Here is a 22,675-nt window from a genome sequence, read left to right on the forward strand (position 1 = left end):
TATTTAGCAGGACATTTTGGAGATCTTTAAACAGTAATTAACCATCTAAATGAACTCTAATGAAAACCGCTGACCTTTTCTCAAATCGGATTTGGCGGTTTTCCCTATGATTTCATGGTAGTATCTAGGATGTAACCCATAGCCAGGCCTAATCGAACGCACATTAGCTTCTGTAAACACTTCACCAGCTTTAACATCAGCTACAATATACAAGGATCTGGAAAACTCTTTTCCTTTCGCCTGCTTTTCCGTCAACTTATAGTCAATGACACCAATTGCTTTTTCAGTTTCCCTAACGGCCTTAACCATATCAGTAAACTCTTGTTCATTCATAGAAAACGAAGCATCTGGACCACCGATGGAACGGTCTACTATAAAGTGCTTTTCAATAATCTTGGCCCCGAAGCAGGTAGCAACTATAGGAACCGTGTTTCCAATGGTATGATCTGACAAGCCACTGATTACGCCATATCGTTCAGCCAAGTCCTTCACCATTATCATATTGGCCTCATTTATAGGGGCTGGATAACTAGAGGTACATTTCAACAGCGCAATATTCGTGTTACCCACTTTTTTACATGCCGCTAATGCCAATTCAATATCTGCTTCTTCAGCAATACCTGTAGAGATAATAACAGGTTTCCCTTTTGATGCCACGTATTCTATTAATGGAATATCTGTAATCTCAAAGGATGCAATTTTATATGCAGGTGTATTTAAATCTTCTAGCAAATCAACGGAAGAAAAATCAAATGGTGATGAAAAACACACAAGCCCCTCCTCTTCTGCAGCCTTAAACAATTGCTCATGCCACTCCCACGGAGTATAAGCTTCCTTGTATAGGTCATGTAGGTACTTACCGTCCCAAATCGTTCCTTGATCTAGTTTAAAATCATCATTACGGGCATCAATAGTAATCGTATCTGCGGTGTAGGTCTGCAATTTAATGCAATCCGCACCGGCACGTTTAGCGGCTTTGATCGTATCTAATGCATTTTGTAAACTCCCGTTATGATTTGCTGATAATTCAGCTATAATAAAAACCGGACTATTAGCATTTATTTTATATGACCCTATTTTCATAATTAATATCTTTAAAAAATTTATAACCTTGGTTATCAGGTGTTTTTTTATACCCTAATCGCTCAAATGCTTTCACTGATGCAATATTATCTTTCATAACCATACCCACTACTCTGGAAATTTCAATTGGGGAATCTTTCAATAAATGTAATATGCCATGTTTTAATAAAAAAAGACCCAAGCCTTGATTGTGATAAGCGGGATCGATTAAATAGCTTATTAAAGCAATTGTTTCTGTGATGTCATATCGTATTGATCCAACGGTCTTACCATCAATAACGCCAATATAATAGAAGCAGTCTTTACTGGCTATTTTATTTAAATACCATTTGGTGTGATCGACTAGGGGTATATTGGCTTTACTGAAAGAGAATGCCCGTATAGTTTGATCATTTGCCCAATTGAATGTAGTGAGGAGGTCCCCTTTATTAGCTCTAGTTAAAGTTAAAGATTCCTCAACCAATAGCTGTTTAAATAGCTTTGATATTCTTATCCCTGATTTCCCATCTATTAATCTATTTTCAACTTGTTCTTGAACCATTGCAAGATCAAGCGAGCGTTTGATGTCACTACCCTTAAAGCTACCGGCACTAATAAATGCGCCGAGCGCTAAATAATTATCATGTGTCAGTTGTTGATTTTCAACATAAAGACCGGATATCACCTTACATCCTGTAGCGAGTGCTTCTTGTAAAACTCCACTAGCAGGGACAATGGCTAACCCACAAACGGACATTAAATCACACATTTCAGTTTCCGAAATAGAATGATGTAAATGAAATCTTTTATCACGCTCAACTGCTGGCTGAAGCGTTTCCAAAAATCGATAGGCAGAACCTAAAACAATGTTAATTCGCCTGAATCTTTTATCCCCTATTAGAACATTCACCACCTCCTGAGTAATGTTCCTGGGATCAGCGCCGCCAAAACATACAAAAACATCCAATGTAGACCTGTTAAGGTTACTTTTCTTTGCAGCCTCTAAAAATACTGGCCTAAGTAAAACGTAGTCCAAACCAAAAGCATATATTGCACCTATTTGTGCGTGATATAATCCTGAATCGACATGAGGAGCATGATTAAGAATGACATCTGCATAAAAATCTTTATCATTCAAATCATCAATGCACAACAATTTAGCCCCAGTCGCCTTGATCGTTTTTTGGTAATCGGAATCCAAGTCATAATGATCCAATACCACAATGCAGGAAGCATTAACAGCGGTTAAAAATTCCGCTTCCTCATGTATCATCAAAAGACCAAAACCTAATTCAACGATCTCTTTCGAAATATTTGCAGGCGATTGTTTACAGAAAAAGGTAATATTAAAAATGTCCTTTAACATTTGTGCCAATGCGATACATCTAACGAGATGTCCTAGACCGATTGACGATGATCCATCTACACGGATGTAAACTGCTGGTTTCATGTTGTCTTCAACTTATATTTTAATTCTGCCAAGACCCAGTCGGATAAGCAATCTATATCCTGTACTTCTTCTTCGGGCAAAACTATTGAGCCAGTATTGTTGGTAAATAACGACCCGGTAATCAGTCTGGGTTTATACCAGTACCATTGCCCGGCATCATGATAAGCAGCTTTAAAATCTTGAGACCGACTGCTTTGGTGTTCTGGCCAGATCATTTGCGTACGTCCATCCTGAATTTCCAAGGCACGCCATATTGGATAAGAAAACGCAGTCACAGGAAAAACAGTATCAAGTTCTTTTTCTATTAAGAGCTTGTATCCTTCAATTAATGACTGACTGTTTAACAAGGGTGCCGTAGGATAAATGCAGCAAATGGCCTCGTATGACATTCTAAAACGTTTCTGATACTCTAATTCTACCTCTTTTAACACTGCTATGGTTGTGGCATGATCGTCAGCATTATGAATACTTCTAATAAAGGGAACGCTGGCACCATATGCTCGCGCAATTTCAGCAATTTCCTCATCGTCAGTAGAAACCATCACCTCATCAAAAATGCCGCTGCTTATGGCCGCCTCAATAGAATAAGCGATGATAGGTTTCCCCAAAAAATCCTTAATGTTCTTTCTTGGAATCCTTTTGCTTCCTCCTCTTGCTGGAATTATTGCTAATTTAGACACTATAATAACCAATTATTTTTTCGATGACGAATTTCTGTTCATCTTCGGTTAACGTTGGAAACATGGGCAAACTTATACAGTTTCTATAATATTCCTCAGCATGTGGAAGGTCACCTTCTTTCCATCCCAAAGACCTGTAGTAAGGCATTAAATGACACGGAATATAGTGGATTTGAGCAAAAATATGATGGTTTCGCAAATGGTTATATAATCCCAGACGATCTGCCACTTCTAAAATGTATAAGTGATAAGCATGGCCCTCAACAACCTTCGATTGGCCTTTTAAAAAACTCTTCCCTTCGAATGCCTGTTCATATGTTGCAGCTATGCCTCTTCTCTTGATAATGCCATCATCAGCTCTGTTCAACTGACTTAAGCCTAAGGCAGCTTGAAAATCAGTCAAACGGTAATTATATCCCAAGGTTTGCATTTCCATATACCAATTTGGATAGCTATCTGTACCGCCAGCAAATTGAATACTGTTAGTATATTCATCTTCCACTTTGGTAATCCCGTGTGTCCGCAATTGAAGCAATTTCTGATAAAGAGCTTTGTCGTTCGTAGTAATCATTCCTCCTTCACCACAAGCAATATGTTTGACAGGATGGAACGAAAATATAGCTAATTCAGCATATTCACCATTTCCACAGCGTTGCTGCTGTTTATTATTATCAATAAAATAGCCTCCTGGTGCATGGCAAGCATCCTCAATGATCCATAATCCATAATCATCCGCAAGCTTTCTAAACGCTTGAAGATCTACTGCACGGCCACCGAAATCTACTGGAATAATACCTTGAAAGGTTCCCTTTTCCGCCGAAGCTAATAGTTTCTCCACCGATCTAATATCCAGTAAATAAGTAGTTGGATCTATATCTGCGAAAACCACTTCGCCACCGCAATAGCGCACGCAATTTGCAGATGCTGCAAATGTTATTGGTGTGGTAATTACCTTATCCCCTGGCTTAACGTTCAATGCCAAAGTACTTAGGTGCAGTGCAGCAGTACCATTTGCGACTGCAACAGCATACTTACTACCTATATATTTTGCAAAAGCAGCCTCAAATTCAACAATTTTTGGCCCTTGTGTTAAATAATCTGACGTCAATGTAGCAATTACCGCTTGAATGTCTTCATCGGTAATGTTTTGACGGCCATATGGAATAGCTTTGTTTTCCATTATAGTACGAAACTTGAATCTACGTGTTCTTTAATTAGATTTCTTAAGCTTTCTACTGTTTCCCATTCTGTATTGTCACCAGAATTATATGCAAAACCTGGCTCCACTAACTTGGCATTAAACCTTGCTTTAAAATCGTTTAGTTTCCAAGTATGTGTTGCGGGCAGAATAGTGTAATACTTCCCTAAATCGTAAGTGTAAAAAGAATCAGAAGGTGTAATCATTTCCTCATGTACTTTTTCACCTGGCCTGATACCAACAACTACTTGCTCACAGTTTGGCCCAATTGCTGTAGCCACATCTGTAATTCTGTAGGATAAGATTTTTGGAATAAAAATCTCACCACCCCAGGCATGTTCTAAAGCATGCATGACCATCTCCACCCCACCATCAAGAGATATATTGAATCGTGTCATGTTAACATCTGTTATCGGAAGTTTTCCTTCCTTTTTTTTGTTAAGGAAAAATGGGATAACCGAGCCATTCGATCCCATAACGTTTCCGTATCTCACCACTGAAAAGCGGATTTCTTTACTACCCTTTATATTGTTAGCAGCGACAAATAATTTATCAGAAGTAAGTTTTGTTGCGCCATATAAATTGATAGGTGCACAAGCCTTATCTGTTGATAATGCAACTACTCGTTCAACATTTGTTTGGAGGCAGGCGTCGACAACATTCTGTGCTCCACCAATATTAGTTTTAATACATTCATCTGGATTATATTCTGCAATAGGTACGTGTTTCATAGCAGCGGCATGAATCACATAATCTATACCATTCATAGCCCTAATTAATCTTTCTTTATCCCTAACATCACCAATAAAAAACCTAAGCTGCGGATACTGATCAGCAGGATACTCCTGCGCCATTTGAAATTGCTTTTGCTCGTCTCTAGAAAATATAACTAAACGTTTTATCTCTGGACTGTTTTTCAATATGTGAGAGGTTAAGGCTTTCCCTAAAGATCCAGTTCCTCCCGTTATCAAAAGTGATTTTTCACTTAGATTTAACATAGTATGTATTTAATTATGTGGTTAAATTGACAATTATAAAGATATCAAAGTATACGTGAAATTCATTATTTACCTAAAGCCAACTTTTCAATGGACCTAAAGAAGGTTTCATTCTGATCAATTGTGATTCTTTCTAAAATGATTTTTCTATTTTTTTCCAAGTCAGCTTCTAGGTTACTATTAGCCATTTCAAAATTATTTCTATTAAAATGTTTTAAATTCCACTTGTCAAATGTATCAATTAATGGACTGACAGAATTCAGAACAACTATTTTTTTTGCTAGAAATGAGAATAAAAGATTACCGGCAGCTTGCTGTCTTTTATGGTTCATCCAAACTATACCACATTCGTTTACTATTAATTGATATTCGTTTAATGGCATAAACTCCACTAAAGGTTTAAAGTTTGACCCAAAATACTTATTCCCTAACTTGCATATATATTCTCTATATAACTTCGTGCCACCATAAGATAGCGGACAATATATAATACCTTTGAATTTATTTTTATGTAAAAATTGCAAGGCATCTATATGGTTATTTGAAGGGTCCGCAGAATTGCCTAATAATAATTTATTTCGGTTTAAACGTTGAACGTCAAAACTCTCAAAATCCATTAATTCTTTAGTATAATAATTGAAAGATAAATTTTTCAAATAAGGATTTATTGTTTTTGCTAGTGCATGATCTGCATCCACCCAAGTGGCACAATAATCCATTACGTTGATTATTTCACGCGCCTCCAAATGGTTTTTATTTATAAAGATACGTCTAAAGCAGCTATAAAGAAATCTTACATTTCCTGAGAAATTGTTTTCATACTTAGCAATTTTTACACTCATACTTGGAAACGTAGGTTTGGGTAAAGCAGCATAACCTTCAAAACCCCAGAACAACCAAACTTTTTTCAAACCTTTAGGAATGGACCTAATAAAATTAAACCATCTTTCATTAAAGCTATGAAATACAATTACATTTGTTTTTGACAAACTGGCTACAAGTTCATCAAAATTATCGCTAGATTCTTTAAGAATAATCAGGGGTACAGTTTTATTTTTTATATGCACCAATTCATCTGTATCCTTAAATATGACATACGAAGTTTCATTTGGAATAAACCGCTCTGACATAGCTATATAGTAATCTAAAAACTTATCATCACGCATGATGTTAACAATTTTCTTTAATTGCATTTTCTTTCTAAAATAAAATTATTTCTGTTTCTTCCGGACTAACAATAAAAGGTCTGATAACGCCTTGGTTTTGAGCATAAAATTCAAAATCAAATAAAGAACTGAAAAACACACTATTTTTAAAATGAAATCAACGAGTAACCCTAAATTCATCTGAGTAGTAGTGATACGTATGACAACAAAAGTCAAAGCAGCAAGCATAAGATATGGCAAGAAATTTAATAAAATTCTCTTCAAACTGATATTTAGTAATTTTCCAATAAAGTACAATTCTGGAAGAAAGGCAAGTCCCGATGCAATGCAATACCCATATACTAATCCCATAATCCCACCAGCATATAAGCCACACACGATCCCAAAAATCATTACTGCACGAGAAAATAAGCCAATCTTGAACATCAACTTGGTTTCACCCAAGGACAGGTAAATGTTTCCACTTAATGACCCTAAAGCTTGAAACATGCCTAGTATACTTAGCACCTGAAATATTGGTATAACCTGTTTCCAATTTTCTCCATATACAATTAGTATTAAAGGCTCTGCCAGCATAGATAAACAGATCATTAATGGGAAAGCAATGAACGCAATGACACTTGACATTTTCAAATAGATATTACCGATCTGTCCTTTATCGTCCTGAATCATTGAAAAGGATGGGAACAACACTTTAGTTAAAGTACCTGTGAGTTGTCTTACAGGCAACAACATTAGGCTATATCCTTTATTATAAAACGCTAAAGAATCTTTACCTAATACCCTGCCTATTAGAATATTGTCAATATTTCTTACCCAATAATTTATAATCTGGTCACCTAATAAGGGTAAACCAAAATTCCATAACTCTTTTAGGTGGTTTCTGCTAAATACAAATTGAGGCAGCCACCTTACCCTCAAATAGTTAAGTATTGTGTTTATTATCAATGACATATACATTTGTGCTACAAGCGCCCAAATACCATAGCCCTTGAACGCAAGAAATACGCCAATTATGCCACTTATTATAGTAGATAAGAAAGTCCGGTAAAAAATTTGCTTAAAAGCTACGTCTTTTACTAATCGATTATTCCATACAATACCTAAAGAGTTAATTACAAATGTAAATGACAAAACCCTGGATACCGATACTACCTTTTCTTCCTTGAAAAATTGACCCAACAGTGGTGCAGCGAAGAATACCACCAATGCTAAAAATGCTCCTATAATTAAATTAAACCAAAATACGGTGCTGTATTCTTCATCTGTTACTGTTTTTTTTTGAATTAAAGCAGCACCAAATCCAAAATCCTTAAGCACATTTAAAAATCCCGTAGATAGTGATACCATTCCTAGTATACCAAATTCAGATGGCGATATCAACCTGGCAAGAAAGCCAGTAATAACCAAACCGACAATGATAACGCTAAATTGATTTAAAATGGACCAGAAAAGTCCGTTAAGTATTACTTTCTTAATCGATACCAAAGCTTAACGAGTTAATAATCGTTTCTATGATTAAATCCTGTTCACTATCAGTCAAGGAATAGTACAATGGTAATCTCACTAATGCATCGGTATAAAAATCAGAATTTGGCAGTTCTATACCCTTATAAATTTCTGAATAATAGGGGCTTTTATGTAATGATAAATAATGAAAAACAGGATGAATATTTTTTAATTTACAATCAGCAATTAAATTAGACCTTTCTGTGAGTCCTTTAGTAACCAAGTAATACATATGACCATTATTTGTGGCATATTCTGGAGTAAAGGGAGTCGAAATATAGTTTTCTAAACCAGCTTGTTTAAATTTCTCGTCATATCGATTCCAAATATCTTTCCTTCTTTGTTGGATTCTTTCTAAACTTTCTAACTGTGCGAATAAATAAGCAGCAATAATATCAGATGGCAAAAAGGATGAACCTATATCTACCCAACCATATTTATCCACTTCACCTCTGAAAAAAGCAGAACGATTAGTTCCTTTTTCTCTAATAACTTCCGCACGCTCCATAAATTGGTCATCATTGATCACCAACATACCGCCTTCGCCTGAAATTATATTTTTAGTTTCATGAAAAGAGAAAGCAGCTAAATGCCCTATACTGCCTAAGGGCCGCCCTTTATAATAACTATCAATAGCCTGCGCTGCATCCTCAACAACAAAAAGATTATGTCGCTCAGCTATTTCCATAATTTTATCCATATCACATGCAACACCAGCATAATGAACTGGAACTATTGCCCTTGTCTTTGGTGTGATAAGTGATTCAATTTTATCAGCGTCTATATTAGGATTAGTAGCCTCACTGTCGGCAAACACCACCTTAGCACCACGAAGAACAAACGCATTAACCGTACTGACGAATGTATAGGAAGGTATAATCACCTCATCACCGGGCACAATATTAATTAAAATCGCAGCCATCTCCAATGCGTCAGTACAGGATGTAGTTAACAGAACTTTTTTAAAGCCAAATCTATTCTCAAAGAATTCGTGGCACTTTTTAGTATAAACCCCATCACCAGAAATCTTACCAGATTCGACTGCCAATTTAATATATTCAGTTTCATTGCCAGATAAATATGGCTTATTAAAAGGTATCATGTATTTTTTTTTATCTAATGAACTTCACTGGGTTACCTACATATAACCCACGATTTAAAATATTTTTAATAACAACACCGCCACCACCGATTTGTGTGTTTGACGTAATGCTTATATTATCTATCACAGTCGCGTTTATTCCAATAACACATTCGTTGCCAATGGTTACAAAACCAGCAATAGCAACACGAGGCGAAAGAAAAGAGTGCTTACCAATAGTTGTGTCATGTGCAATACAACACCCCACATTAATTAACACATTTGGCTCTATATTAACTTTATAATCGATAATACAACCTGGATATACTACTACCCCCTCACCTATGTTACTTGAATTGTCTATTATACAAGTCGAGTGAATAAAACGCCCGAAAGGGATTTTACCAACAAAACGGTCAAACAACTCCTTTCTAAAGGTTAAATGCTTATAACCGACTCCAATAATAAGTTCATCAAATCCCCCTGTATCAAATACATGTTGTATATCCTCAACTCCGCCTAATACAGATATGGCATTTACCTTTTCAGATGCATTTTTGAAATCGTCAAAGAACCCAACGACATCATATTGATTGTCCTGGACCATATGGTTAACAATTTGTTGACCCAAATCTCCCGATCCAATTATCGCTATTTTTTTCATTAGTTCAGAATGTTAGCTATTTCCGCTAAAGTTGTAATTCTATTCTTAAAACTTTTATAATTGTTGTCTCTATCAATCAACCACGAATCGATACCAAGCGATTGAGCAGGAATAACATCTAGTTTTAACGAGTCACCGATATACAATATTTGATCCGGTTGCACCTCCAGTATATCTAATGCACGTTTATAAAATTCTAAGTTAGGTTTACCAATCCCATGTTCTTCAGAACCTATAATTTGATCAAATAACTCATTTCCAAACAGGTCACAAATTTTATCTTTAATGGAACTATTAAAGTTGGAGAGAATTGCTCTGCGAAGTTTAATATCATAAAGTGATTTCGTATCATCAAAGGCAGTCCAAGGTAAGTAGGTGCATTCACTATGAATGTTATCTAATAATTGATCGCTTGGTACAATACCTAGCGCAAGTAAAACTTGTGAATTAAATGAATGATAAAAATCCTTAGATGTACGATCAGGGAAATGAACAATTTCAGAAATAAGTTTATGTTTTTGTTTCAGCTCTAACAAATCAACATCAATCCCATTCCTATCTAACACACTTACAAACTTAACCCAGAAATCAGGTTTATGGATGATCGTATTTGCTGCATCCAATAGAAGAACTTTATATTTCGTTTGCATACAATTAAAAAATAAAACTTGGTGATGAATTGTCTAGAAGCATATTTTTGTCATTCTGATTCTTATAAATTACATCCATCATTATTCTTATTGCCACACCTTCTATTATTTCAGGTTTTGATATAGGTTCCTCATATAGAAATTCCTGCAAAGTATATTTGACATCTTCAAAACCAAAGTTAGACCTTATAGAGTTTGTACCTGAAATACGACAATTAATTTCAAAAGGAATTATTTGCCCTTCATCTGTCAAGATTGACTGCAAATTAGCACTACCAGAAATTTTAGAATGGTTTATTATTTTTGTCAGAATTTTTTCTAATTCTACATTATTTTGCTGGTCAACATAACATTCATTAGTAGCGCCATTGTCTAATTGCCTTTTTAAATTAATAAAACCATGTAACTCGTTTTTTTTGTTCACGTAAAACGCAGTGGTTATTTCAGTTCCTGTTATAAGTTGCTGAATCATATAATCATCGTTAAAACCAATTAGAGACTCCGGATTTATATGTATTCCCCTAGATCCACGACCTTCTCTAGGCTTAACAATGTAATCTGAGAAAGACCCATCATAAGTAGAAGGAAGAAAGGCTGGGGCAAATGGTATATCAAATTGTTTATGATGTAAGTATGTCTTATACTTATCTAAATATATTTCTGCAGTATCTTGATCAGATACTGCCAATTTACATGGAATTTCATCTTTATACTGAGATAAGTAATAGACCTCATAATCCGTTGAAGGTATAATTAAATCTATGTCTTCATCAATTACGATATTTCTAATGGTCGTAATATAGTTATCTGTGTAGGCGAACGGAACCTCGTAAAATTTATCACACAAATGGTTACCTGCTGAAAACGCCAGTGTGTTACACCCAATTATTTCTATTGGATATCCTAAAGACCGTATATTTCTGATAATACCCTGTCCAACATTACCGCCTATTCCAGTTACTAATATTCTTTTCTTATCCATTCTATTAATTTTATAATACCATACTTGATATTTGTAAGTTCAATCCCACCTAATGTATCGTGAGTAAGCTTATTGTTATATTTATAAGATGTAGAATGATCTTCACCTGTATATTCGACAGTACCAGGTAAATATTTCAACATCATTTGGGCAATATCTTTATTTGTATAAGAATAGTCATCAACGGCTAGCATAGAAACATTTTTCTGCAGTTGACCGGCCTTAATCATAATTTTAGCCACGTCATTGACATGTATATAATTTTGGAACCGCAACCCATTTCCATACAGCAGAATACGCTGATTCAAAATTAAATCTTTTATTATTCGCGGTAGGAACGTATTTGTCTTCATCCCCACCCCATACATTGACGAAATACGAAGTATTGCATATGACTTGTGGCGGCTGATGATCTGCTCTGCCCATAATTTACTAAGTGCATATTTCGTGTTAGGTTTTGGCACATCATCCATTGATAAAACATCCTTGGAGCTATAATTCTGATAAACAGAAACACTTGAACAAAAAACAATTCTTGAAGCAGGAAAAAACTCACTTAACTTTTTAGGCAGTAAAATGTTAGCAGCTATTAACTTTTCGTCATCTTCCTCAATCGAATTGGGTATATAAGCACTCACTAAATATATTACCCCAAACGCTTTACCTTTCAAGTTTGAAATCTTATCCACTTTTACTGAAGCTATCCCTTCAGGTATATTGTCTTTGTTCACATGATAAACCCCGATTATTACACCATCTGCTTTGACATGGTCATAGACGGCTTTGCCAAGGAAGCTATTTATACCTACAATTAAAATTTCGTTTTTTGACATTGCCTACATTACATGTTCTCTATATTCTTTACTTTAGGGTAGAAAGCTTTATTTTTCCATATAACCTCACCCCCATCAAGCCAAGGATTTGCCATTTGTTTTTTCAAAAAATCATGTTCCCATTCCTTGGGCTCTAAATTTTTCTTCACCCTTATTTCAAACCTAGCATTTTCTAGGCTTATCGAATTCTTATGTGCCCAGAAAGAGGTGAAATCACGTATACTTTCCTTCAATCGGCTTTGATTGACCAAAGGCGAATTTGATCTAAAAGACCATTTGGCCCAAACTGGTCCGAATAAATAATTTCCTGGGGTGCCATCAGCGTCAAAAATTGGAAGCCATTTATCCTCACCTGAAGTAGTTTTATAAACTACCGCGATAGTATGGTTATATCCTTTAAAATGCGCATCAACAAATACTCCATGATGTGTAACGCCGAAAAATGCCTTGGTAAACGGTTCGATAGTCTTGGAAGCCTTTTCTATTCCTTTGAACACTATAAAGTTGGAAATACCAAGTTCCTTCCTAACTTGCTTTAACAAGGGAGAGTTATAAGTTACTAACACCTGAAAGAACATCAGGATACTGAGTCCAATGCAAATTCCTGTAACTTTTAAATCTTTTAAGGTGTAATTTGTAAGAATCTTTATCTCAGAATCATTTTGAGGAAGATCAGGTATTACAAAACCACAATTATCCTCTGTGCAACGTTCTGTTGTTCTATTTATCGCGACAAACTTATATACTTTTCTTCCTAATTGGTAGATACCAGGGACCTTTAAAATGAAGGATAAGGGGACTAAATACCAAATGGAGCGAAAGACGTGAATGTATGTATCTAACCCCACAAAAACTCGTCCCTTCCTATCAACAGAATGAATGTCATTTAAAAGTTGTTCAAATTCAAGATCTTTAAGCGCGGGTTCATTTAAATAATTTTCTTGAACAGTTAAAAATTCGATATGATTACCAGTGTCCAGGTGATTAACAATAATTCTTGTTCTGTTACAAAGAGGACATTCCCCGTCATAATAAAACTTTAATTTAGCCGATGAAGTCTTTTTCCGTCTAAAGAATTTATCCCATATTGAACTTGGCAACATCAATAGATAAACTGCTGATACACCCAAGGCAAAAAAAGGTATAGGGTAACAAATTAATATGCCGATATGTAGACCCAACCCGATTACCAGAATAGGAACCCTGTAACTTTTATTCCAGAATATAAAAAGGAAAACGGCTTCAAATAATAATGTAAAATATCCCAAAGCAATGACTAGATATTTCAAATTAAGTATTGTTGATATATCAAATAAAATCGTTTGCGGCAAGGATGAAGGTAACCACAATCCCAAACCATTTAACCATAGGGAGGAGTTAAATTTGAAAAACACGGAATCGAAATATACTAGTCCAATTCCCAGTAGAATTGGGCAATAATAAGCCAAAACAGAAACCGTTTCAGGTGGATTATAACGGAAACGGGTATTCGAGTACTTAAGTTTCAGCAATAACCTATCGATCGAAATTGACTTAGATATTGGTAAAAATATGAAAATGAAATTAACGATCAAATATGTATAAAACATATGATATTCATACGAAGTTATTGTACCAATCAAGATAACCGTTAATATGTAATTGATTATGGATGAGATCCTTGTGAACAGCCCCAGGATAACAAAAATAATAGCAATAATCCAGAAGAAAAATACCGGCCAAATATCCACCTCCGCTGGAATTAAATAAGGTATTTTATCGAATATCAAATGGCGGAAATAAAATAATTGTAGCACTTCTCCCAATAGAATAAAAGAAAATGTAATTCTGAAAATGGCAAGTCCTTTCGCACTTATTTTTTTATCGTACAACTGACTAATCTTATCGAAGATATATTTAAACATTATATGGTTATCCTAAAATAAATTGTTTTTATACCATTCCAACGTAATCGGTATTCCATCTACAACAGAAAATTCTGGTTTGTAACCAATTAAATCACCTGCCTTTTTAATTTCAGCATGACTATGTTTTACGTCTCCCTTTCGCTCTTCTCTATATATCGGCGACAAATCAATTTTGGAAAGTTCCGATATTTTAGTCCAAAGTTGATTTAAAGTAGTTCTTTCGCCAAACGCTATATTAATAACCTGGTATTGGGTTAAATCATCCTTCAACAATGCCTTCACATTGGCTTGTACTGCATTTTCAATAAAGGTAAAATCACGGCTGGTTTCGCCATCCCCATTTATAAATGGTGCCTCATTTTTTAAGGCATGCTCAATAAACAATGGGATAACCGCAGCATAAGGTCCTTTAGGGTTTTGCCTAGGTCCAAATACATTAAAATACCTCAGGCCTATGGTGTGGAAGTCATAGGTTTTTGAGAACACACCGGCGTAAAGTTCATTAACATACTTAGTAACCGCATACGGAGATAATGGATTGCCAATATTTCCCTCTTGTTTTGGCAAAGCCGGGTGATCTCCATAAGTACTTGAACTCGCCGCATAAATGAAACGCTTCACTTGCGCATCCCTCGAGGCTACAAGCATATTTAAAAATCCAGAGATATTGACGTCATTACTCGTTAAAGGATCATTAATAGACCTGGGTACAGAACCCAAAGCCGCCTGGTGGGAAACATAATCAATCCCTTGAACAGCACTTTGGCAATCCACTAAATTCCTAATATCTCCTTCAATCAATTCAAACGATGGATTTGATAGAAATGGCTTCAAGTTTTCATGTGATCCTGTAGAAAAATTATCTAAAACTCTAACTTTCCCTGCGCCATATTTAAGCAAATATTCAACTAAGTTTGAACCAATAAAACCTGCACCACCGGTGATTAAAAATGATTTATCTTTTAAATCTATATTATGATATTTTTTATTGTACATCATTTTACAACCTAGAATCAACAAGTTCTTTATTCAAAAATCCTTTAACGTCATATATTACACAGTTTTTGCATTTTAAAACAGATAGGTCTAAGTCTTTAAATTTCTCGTGTCCAACTGTCAAAATAATGGCATCATACTCCGATTGATTAAGCTGCGCTAAATCATTTGTAGTTTCCACATTATATTCATGAAGAACCTCCTCAGGTTTAGCCCATGGATCATAAACTGTGACCTGCGTATTGTATGAATTTAATTCGTTGATTACGTCAATCACTTTGGTATTACGTACATCTGGGCAATTTTCTTTAAAGGTGAAACCTAATACTAAAACCTTAGCATTTTTGATTTGTATATCCTTTTTAATCATTAACTTAATTACTTCCTGAGCCACATAAGCGCCCATGTCGTCATTTAAACGTCGTCCGGCTAAAATGATTTCAGGATGGTACCCTAATTCCTGGGCTTTTTGGGCTAAATAATATGGATCTACTCCAATGCAGTGTCCCCCAACTAAACCAGGCTTAAATTTTAGAAAATTCCATTTCGTACCAGCAGCTTCCAATACTTCATGGGTATCGATGTTCATTCGACTAAATATCTTGCTTAATTCATTTACGAAAGCGATGTTGATATCTCGCTGTGAATTTTCTATTACCTTGGCTGCTTCAGCAACCTTAATACTGCTAGCCATGTGTGTACCAGCGATTATAATTGATTTATATAATTGATCTACGTATTCTGCTATTTTTGGTGTAGATCCAGAAGTAATTTTTAAAATTTTTGTAACCGTATGTTCCTTATCCCCAGGATTGATCCGTTCAGGTGAGTAACCTGCAAAAAAATCAACATTATAAGTTAGGCCTGATATCTTTTCCAATACAGGAACACATTCTTCTTCAGTTACTCCAGGGTAAACTGTAGATTCATAAATGACAACATCTCCTTTTTTTAAAGCTTTACCTACAGTTTCACTTGCTTTATATAACGGTGTTAAATCAGGGCGGTTATTCTTATCTGTTGGAGTTGGAACGGTAACAATAAAAACATTGCAACTGCTTAATTCCTCTATTTCATTAGTACAAAACAATCCGGTTTCTCTCTTGTCAGTTCTCGTTACAGATAGCAATTCAGATTCATCAAGCTCTAAGGTACGGTCAAGACCTGTTCTTAATTCATCAATTCGCTTTTGATTAATATCAAAGCCAATTACACTATATTTTTTTGCAAATGCTGCTGCTAACGGCAATCCTACATAACCAAGCCCTATAACAGCAATTTTAGAAGAAGAAACAGATTTAAGCATATATTTTATTAAAAGAAATAATAACTGATTTATTATAATTGAAATTCGCCCCCTTTGAATACAAAAAGAAAACTAATAATTGAGGAAATGTTTTTTGTGGAAATTGAATGAAACTTGTTAACATCAAACTTAGTTTTGCTTGTTTGATTTGTGTAACTATTTTATTTAAAAACATTTTTAATTCCTGGGAGACCATTGAATATTTTGATTCCATCATACCCAAATGAATATATTTAGCTAAAAGTGCCAATTGATTATACATTTCATTTATTCGTAAACGGTGTTTTACTTAACGGTGTCAAAGATAATATTTAAGATGAATTATTTTCCTTTATTTAAGGTATTTGTACAACAGTTAAATAATAGTTATTCAACCTTGCCCACTGTGCATGTGTTTACCTATTTACTCATTTACTTCAGTATATTTGAAAAAATAAACCACGTCAAATATGTTTTTTTTTACTCGCAAAAAAAGTAAATTTTCCGATTTTTCAGCCATTGGCGTAGACATGCACTCACATCTAATTCCTGGGGTGGATGATGGCGCTCAAGACGTAACAGACAGCATAAATATTATTACAGGTCTAAAAAATCTAGGATTTGCAAATTTATTTACGACACCACACACTTTACTGGACTTTCACCCTAATACCAAGGAAACTTTACAACAAGGAAAATCATTATTAATAGGAAAGATACCAGAAGGGATAACATTAAATCTTTCCTCTGAGTACTACCTTGATGAGGGATTTAGTGAAAAACTTCAAACCAATAGTCTTATTCCTTTACCAGGGAACCGCTTATTAATCGAATTTAGTCAGATTTCCAGACCTCCAGATCTGGAAAGTGTGATTTTTGACATTACCATCAAAGGATTTCAGCCAGTTTTAGCTCACCCTGAGCGATATCTGTTTTTCCATAAAGAATACGAATATTTCAAAACATTGAAAGACCTGGGCGTTGAGTTACAAGTCAATGCTCTTTCTTTAACAGACCATTACGGAAAATCAATTAGAAAAATAGCTGAAAAACTGATTGATAACGACATGATTGATTTTATTGGAACTGATATTCATCATGTAAGACACTTAGAAGTACTGAAGCGGGTTCCTACCACAAAACATTTTGAACGATTGGTCAAAAGTGGATTATTAAAAAATCAAAGCTTAATTTAATCAGATAATCAATATTATTTCCCAGTTATAGATAATGATTTTTCTTGATCGGTTTTTTTAATCCAATCAGCTAGGATCTTAGTCACTTGTTTCCCAGAAGTTTTATACAAGTGATTACCATCTGTATATTCAAAAGTGGAGTTTATTGGAGTGAGGTCTAAAAATTCAACCTTTGCGATGGTAGCAAGATCCTGCAATTTTAAATTGAAGTCCGGCATTAATTTGTCTTCAATTTCCATCATTTCTGAATGAATTGGAAGTCTAACCAAATAGACCATACCATGTGATTTTAACCGCTCAATGGTGTACTTCAAATATTCAAATCTCTTTTTAGAAAATTTATACCTAGGTAAATTATCTTTTCTGTATTCCTCTATTTTATTTTTTGTGCTATTATCGATGCTTTTTTTGTTTTCAATATTTACATTAACTTCTAACCATCCGTTTTCATGAAGAAATGTTTTTTTCTTATGGTTATAAATCAAGCTAAAGTAATTATCATCATAATACTTAATTAAGTATTCGAAATTAGGGTTCAACGTCACTGACCTTAAATCTGCTAAAAAAAGATCATTTTCATTAAATGAAGACTCATCATTCGGATTGGCTCCTGTTGATGAAATACTCCAGGGATCTACAGCTAAAATAAAAAGACCATTTTTTGAGTTCTTTTGAAGTTTTTGTTCAATGCTTTTTAGATAAACAGGACCGTAAGGGCTGTGAGAAACAGTGAATGAATAATTGTATATATCATTTCTTCCTAATTCTTTATTGAGTATATGCGGTAATATTCCTTGCGCCGATCTTGAAGTACCAATTATTAATGAAGTTTGCAATGGTGTAGTTAACCGTTTATAGAAAGCGTCTGTATACCCGTTTGCTCTTGTTAAAAAAAACAAACAAGGGATCGAACATAAAATCAGAAATAGAACTGTGTAAATTAGAAATCTCTTCATTAGTCTAAAATTGGAAATAAATAAACTGCTGTTCTTTACCCGCAAACAAAAAAATAACCAATGCTATAAAAATATAAAATGACCATCTAAAAGATTTTGGGAAGTTAAAAGCAAACTTTTCAATACCGTACTGATTTTCCCTTCCGATCCATTCAATAACTAATAAAAGACAAATGAATAAGATAGGCATAAAAGACTGCCTTAATAAACTTACAGTAGGCATCTCAAAAATTGAAGATGAGAATATACTCGAAATAAATAGTATAGCATCCGACACGGTATTTGCCCTAAAGAATATCCAAGCAAAAACCGTTAGGGAGAATGTGAAAATCATTGCCATCACTTCTTTTGCCGATGGGATTAAGCTCCCCTGAGCAACTATATCCAAGTTTTTTCTATTTGTATTAAAGATGATAGAAGGCATTATAAATAAAGCATTTAAAAAACCCCATATAATAAATGTCCAGTTCGCTCCATGCCAAAAACCACTAACGATAAAAATGATGAAAGTATTTCTGACCTTCATCCAAGTGCCACCTCGACTACCGCCTAATGGGAAATACAAATAATCCCTAAACCATGAGGACAATGAAATATGCCACCTGCGCCAAAACTCTGCAATATCACGGGAAAAGTACGGAAAGGCAAAATTCCTTAATAATTCTACACCAAATAATCTTGCGGTTCCCAACGCAATATCAGAATAACCCGAAAAATCACAATAAATTTGGAATGTGAATAAAATTGCACCTAATAATAATGTACTTCCTGAATATTGTTCAGAATTGTTAAATATTTCATTTGCAACAGCAGCACAATTATCCGCAATCACTATCTTTTTAAATAGGCCCCAAAGGATCTGTCTTAATCCATTAATTGCTTGAGTATAGTTGAAGGTTCTTTTTCTTTGAATTTGAGGAAGCAAGTGAGTAGCGCGTTCAATAGGCCCGGCAACTAATAAGGGAAAGAAGCTAACAAAAACAGAGTAATCGACAAAGTTCTTTTCAGGTTCAATTCTGCCTTTATAAATATCAATAACATATGATAACCCGTGAAAAGTATAAAATGAAATACCTACTGGAAGTAGGATGTTTAATGTACTTACATTCACATTTAAACCAAGTCCGGTTAACCCTTCTGCAAAAGAGGAAGCAAAGAAATTATAGTATTTAAATATCCCAAGGAAACCCAAATTTATCAAGATACTAAGCCAAAACCAAAACTTCTTCATTTTTAAGGTTTTCGTTTGAGACATCTGGATTCCTGTTACATAGTCTAATATTGTAGTGAACATTAATAGAAACAAAAATCTCCAGTCCCAACAAGCATAGAAATAATAACTTGCAACAAGTAATAAGATGTTTTGATGTTTGATTTTTTTCTCAGCAACGAACCAATAAAGAAAAAAAACAACAGGCAGGAATATTGCAAAGCTTAAAGAATTGAATAGCATTATTTTTTATCGTTGATATAGGTAAGTATGGGTTGGCATTCACCGCTTTTTAGCTAATTAATTGCGAAGATAATTTTATTTCCCAATTTTAAGCACATCGCACTAGTGTTTAATTGATTACGACATCTTGGGATTTAGGTTTATGCTAAACCACTACAATCTAAAATAGCAATACATAAATCTGACATTGTCATGGTTTTTTATTAATTTATTTACAAATAGATATTTTAAATATAATATTACAATTATTAAGACACTTGTTAATTATTACGTAATTTAGCCGTATTATGAATAATAACACTCTCTCCTGGTTAAACGAAGAAAAAGAATATATTAAATGTCGCTCCTGTTTAAAGGGGCATCTAATTACTCGAATACCACAATCATTTTTTTACAAGCACCTTATTTTTTGGCGTACCTATAGAAATTACCAATGCGACACTTGTGGTGTAACAAAGCATATAGACAGTAGTCAATGGCCTAAGGAAACAAAAAAAGAGCCTGATCTTTAACGATCAGGCTCCCACTTACTGCACTTATGCAATTACAACTACCTGACCGGCATATGTCGTCTTTGAGACTTTCTTCTTATTCGTTTGCGAAAAGAAAATTACATACGCATGTACCGTGTCTCCAACATAATTGGCTGGCATCTGTAATGCAAAACCTAACTCCGATCTTAAGGCCGCAGCTTCGAGTTTCACAAACCTGTCTTTCGTCGGGTTAAACACAAGCAAAGTTGCCTCATCAGTCGCTCGGTCTGACTCACCGGATACGGCATTATAACTCCAGTGAAAATCTACTTTTGCCGTAGCGATACCTTCAAGCGTAACGTCGGTTGCATCATCCAGATTTCCCTTACTAAAGATCACTAACGGATAGTCGATGTTGAATAATGGTGATACACCAGCGATCGCACGGGCAAGGTTATCTGACACGGCCATGTTCATGGATGTTGCAACCCTACCGGCCGAATTGTAACCCTTGTCAATAATTGACTGCGCCTTACTCAATAGGTTTATGATAAGTCTGAATTTGGATTGCTGATCCAATTGTTGTTGTGTGGCAGCTTTACCGCTTTTGCGCGGAAGGCCTCTCATCGTGTGAAGCGTACGCCAGTAAGCTCCGATAACTGCACCTGTTTTGTTTCTGAATCCACCAAGGATTCCTCCTTCAATAATTCCCATTTTGTTTAAAATTAATTGTTTAAAAATTTGTCTATTCGGGATGCGATCTGGTCTTTCCAGTTCTGCATCACCTTACAAATAGAAGGAATCAGTTAAACCTTAATCAGTCCCAGGGGTACTACACCCCTCCTGTTTTTAGGCCTGAAAACTGTGTTTTTACAGGCGTTACAACGCAAAAATTTAGTACAAAAAAAATCCCGCCTTATTTGGTAAGACGGGATATATAAAAAATCTAAGTATTACATGTTCAGGTTAAAATCCTTGTTCAGAATTTTAAGCATGCGCATTAAAGCGGCATAGACATTTTTAGCTGTTGTTTGAACCACCTGTTTATATTTGGTACCCAAGCTATTTGGAGAGAGGAAGGCCTGTCCTATTCCGGGGGTTTGTACGTGCCTGGCCATAAAGACCAGCAGTTCTGAACGGGGCACAGCCACAATGATGTTTGCTTCAATTAACAAACGCAGGAAATAAGCTAAAGCATCAGCCGAAAATGTCATTTTAATGCGGTATTCAGGTGGCTGGATCATCCTGTTCATTTTTGTCTGACCCTCGATGCTCAGAATCAATGCCGCATTTTGTTTTTTAGTGAGAAACTTAATCTCCGCTTTGATAAAGGCCAGCAATACTAATTTTAGATTTGGACGTTGAGGATCATAACAGGCACTCGTTCGTTCCTGCATCATTTTAATTGATTTCTCTACCTGGTAGAGCGCTTGCAGTTTTTCTGTCACGTTATACAAGGTGTTAAATTTCTCGATCAGCCTGGCCTTCACATAACTTTCAAACGTTGGATCATTAAATAAAAGGAAAATTAAACATTCAACCAGCAGTTGGTTAAAATCATCAACCGGTGCATTTTTGCATAATTGCATGAGCGCCTCATATAGGTTATTCATATAATGCATCCGCTCATAAGGGGCTTCACCGGCTTTTAGGTAATCATAGAAGCACTTTAAAATTAATTCCTGCAAGATGGAGGTTACTTGTTTTTTCTTCATGCCCATTTTTAACAGGTCCAACTGGGGAGCCAGTTCGTCAACAGAAATTTTGAAAAAACTAATCGGCATCGGCACCTTTAAACTAAAATAGCGGCCATGGTGTTTTTCAATGTAACGCAATACTTTTTCCATGCCCTCACGCAGGACGGTTTGTAATTCAAATAAAAGTCCGTCCATGTGAGGTTGTGTCTGCAAGGATTGAAGTAAAAAAGTACAGTCATTTTGAACCTGCTGAATATGTCTTTTAACCAGGTGGTCATCCACAGAGCCATAAACTTCTTCACGCATGGCGTTAATTAACTTGTTCACGGCCTGTGCTACGCCAGTCCGCCATTCCTCTAGCTCTTCAACAGAAAAATTTTGCACCATTTGTGGATCTAAAGTATCCAGCACCATTTCTTTAAGAATGATCATTTGCGTT

At 35.2% G+C, this 22,675-nt stretch carries 21 protein-coding genes; 1 reads left to right on the top strand and 20 read right to left on the bottom strand.

Going from position 1 to position 22,675, the window contains the following annotated elements:
- Positions 1 to 45: 45 nt before the first annotated feature.
- The 16 genes from pseI to IWX76_RS15740 form a co-directional block, all read right to left on the bottom strand.
- Entirely contained in the window at positions 46 to 1,083 is a 1,038-nt protein-coding gene (gene pseI / locus IWX76_RS15665; protein ID WP_196860968.1) for a pseudaminic acid synthase, read from the bottom strand.
- Positions 1,064 to 2,512 (bottom strand): UDP-2,4-diacetamido-2,4,6-trideoxy-beta-L-altropyranose hydrolase, encoded by a 1,449-nt coding sequence (gene pseG, locus IWX76_RS15670; protein WP_196860969.1) that lies wholly within the window; start codon positions 2,510 to 2,512, stop codon positions 1,064 to 1,066. The genes pseI and pseG overlap by 20 nt, the downstream gene beginning before the upstream one ends.
- Positions 2,509 to 3,192, bottom strand: a complete 684-nt coding sequence (gene pseF / locus IWX76_RS15675) for a pseudaminic acid cytidylyltransferase (RefSeq protein WP_196860970.1) — start codon at positions 3,190 to 3,192, stop codon at positions 2,509 to 2,511. Before pseF ends, pseG begins: the two co-directional genes overlap by 4 nt.
- On the bottom strand, positions 3,185 to 4,372 hold the full coding sequence (gene pseC / locus IWX76_RS15680) for a UDP-4-amino-4,6-dideoxy-N-acetyl-beta-L-altrosamine transaminase (protein WP_196860971.1): 1,188 nt from the start codon (positions 4,370 to 4,372) through the stop codon (positions 3,185 to 3,187). Before pseC ends, pseF begins: the two co-directional genes overlap by 8 nt.
- The gene (gene pseB / locus IWX76_RS15685) at positions 4,372 to 5,388 is read right to left on the bottom strand and encodes a UDP-N-acetylglucosamine 4,6-dehydratase (inverting) (protein WP_196860972.1); all 1,017 of its coding nucleotides are present in this window, start codon (positions 5,386 to 5,388) and stop codon (positions 4,372 to 4,374) included. Before pseB ends, pseC begins: the two co-directional genes overlap by 1 nt.
- A 65-nt stretch (positions 5,389 to 5,453) precedes the next feature.
- Positions 5,454 to 6,581 carry a TDP-N-acetylfucosamine:lipid II N-acetylfucosaminyltransferase gene (locus tag IWX76_RS15690; protein WP_196860973.1) on the bottom strand — a complete coding sequence of 376 codons (1,128 nt, stop codon included), beginning with the start codon at positions 6,579 to 6,581 and terminating at the stop codon, positions 5,454 to 5,456.
- 18 nt (positions 6,582 to 6,599) lie between these two features.
- On the bottom strand, positions 6,600 to 8,042 hold the full coding sequence (locus IWX76_RS15695; RefSeq protein WP_196860974.1) for an MOP flippase family protein: 1,443 nt from the start codon (positions 8,040 to 8,042) through the stop codon (positions 6,600 to 6,602).
- Positions 8,029 to 9,165, bottom strand: a complete 1,137-nt coding sequence (gene rffA, locus IWX76_RS15700; RefSeq protein ID WP_196860975.1) for a dTDP-4-amino-4,6-dideoxygalactose transaminase — start codon at positions 9,163 to 9,165, stop codon at positions 8,029 to 8,031. The genes IWX76_RS15695 and rffA overlap by 14 nt, the downstream gene beginning before the upstream one ends.
- Before the next feature lie 10 nt (positions 9,166 to 9,175).
- Positions 9,176 to 9,808, bottom strand: coding sequence for an acetyltransferase (locus IWX76_RS15705; protein WP_196860976.1), 633 nt, complete (start codon positions 9,806 to 9,808; stop codon positions 9,176 to 9,178).
- A complete protein-coding gene (locus tag IWX76_RS15710) occupies positions 9,808 to 10,458 on the bottom strand; it encodes an HAD family hydrolase (protein ID WP_196860977.1) in 651 nt (216 codons plus the stop codon). The genes IWX76_RS15705 and IWX76_RS15710 overlap by 1 nt, the downstream gene beginning before the upstream one ends.
- A gap of 4 nt (positions 10,459 to 10,462) precedes the next feature.
- Positions 10,463 to 11,440, bottom strand: coding sequence for an ATP-grasp domain-containing protein (locus IWX76_RS15715; RefSeq protein WP_196860978.1), 978 nt, complete (start codon positions 11,438 to 11,440; stop codon positions 10,463 to 10,465).
- Positions 11,419 to 12,273 (bottom strand): NAD-dependent epimerase/dehydratase family protein, encoded by an 855-nt coding sequence (locus IWX76_RS15720; protein ID WP_196860979.1) that lies wholly within the window; start codon positions 12,271 to 12,273, stop codon positions 11,419 to 11,421. Before IWX76_RS15720 ends, IWX76_RS15715 begins: the two co-directional genes overlap by 22 nt.
- An 8-nt stretch (positions 12,274 to 12,281) precedes the next feature.
- A complete protein-coding gene (locus IWX76_RS15725) occupies positions 12,282 to 14,177 on the bottom strand; it encodes a DCC1-like thiol-disulfide oxidoreductase family protein (RefSeq protein ID WP_196860980.1) in 1,896 nt (631 codons plus the stop codon).
- Between the two features lie 12 nt (positions 14,178 to 14,189).
- Entirely contained in the window at positions 14,190 to 15,179 is a 990-nt protein-coding gene (locus IWX76_RS15730) for an SDR family oxidoreductase (protein WP_196860981.1), read from the bottom strand.
- 1 nt (position 15,180) lies between these two features.
- Positions 15,181 to 16,482: a nucleotide sugar dehydrogenase gene (locus IWX76_RS15735; protein WP_196860982.1), complete on the bottom strand. Its 1,302-nt coding sequence runs from the start codon at positions 16,480 to 16,482 to the stop codon at positions 15,181 to 15,183.
- Positions 16,475 to 16,744, bottom strand: coding sequence for a hypothetical protein (locus IWX76_RS15740; RefSeq protein WP_196860983.1), 270 nt, complete (start codon positions 16,742 to 16,744; stop codon positions 16,475 to 16,477). The genes IWX76_RS15735 and IWX76_RS15740 overlap by 8 nt, the downstream gene beginning before the upstream one ends.
- Before the next feature lie 187 nt (positions 16,745 to 16,931).
- On the opposite strand from IWX76_RS15740, the gene IWX76_RS15745 reads away from it, so the two are divergent.
- On the top strand, positions 16,932 to 17,657 hold the full coding sequence (locus IWX76_RS15745) for a tyrosine-protein phosphatase (RefSeq protein WP_196860984.1): 726 nt from the start codon (positions 16,932 to 16,934) through the stop codon (positions 17,655 to 17,657).
- 14 nt (positions 17,658 to 17,671) lie between these two features.
- Here IWX76_RS15745 and IWX76_RS15750 read toward each other — a convergent pair whose 3' ends face one another.
- The 4 genes from IWX76_RS15750 to IWX76_RS15765 all read right to left on the bottom strand — a co-directional run bounded on the left by IWX76_RS15750 (position 17,672) and on the right by IWX76_RS15765 (position 22,668).
- Complete coding sequence (locus IWX76_RS15750; protein ID WP_196860985.1) at positions 17,672 to 18,493, bottom strand: hypothetical protein; 822 nt, start codon at positions 18,491 to 18,493, stop codon at positions 17,672 to 17,674.
- 124 nt (positions 18,494 to 18,617) lie between these two features.
- Complete coding sequence (locus IWX76_RS15755) at positions 18,618 to 20,066, bottom strand: MBOAT family O-acyltransferase (protein WP_196860986.1); 1,449 nt, start codon at positions 20,064 to 20,066, stop codon at positions 18,618 to 18,620.
- A 536-nt stretch (positions 20,067 to 20,602) separates the two neighbouring features.
- Positions 20,603 to 21,253, bottom strand: coding sequence for a DUF6266 family protein (locus tag IWX76_RS15760; protein WP_196860987.1), 651 nt, complete (start codon positions 21,251 to 21,253; stop codon positions 20,603 to 20,605).
- 239 nt (positions 21,254 to 21,492) lie between these two features.
- A complete protein-coding gene (locus IWX76_RS15765; RefSeq protein WP_196860988.1) occupies positions 21,493 to 22,668 on the bottom strand; it encodes a hypothetical protein in 1,176 nt (391 codons plus the stop codon).
- Positions 22,669 to 22,675 lie beyond the last annotated feature (7 nt).

The organism is Pedobacter sp. CAN_A7 (assembly GCF_015752175.1).
In the GTDB taxonomy this organism is placed as follows: Bacteria; Bacteroidota; Bacteroidia; order Sphingobacteriales; family Sphingobacteriaceae; genus Pedobacter.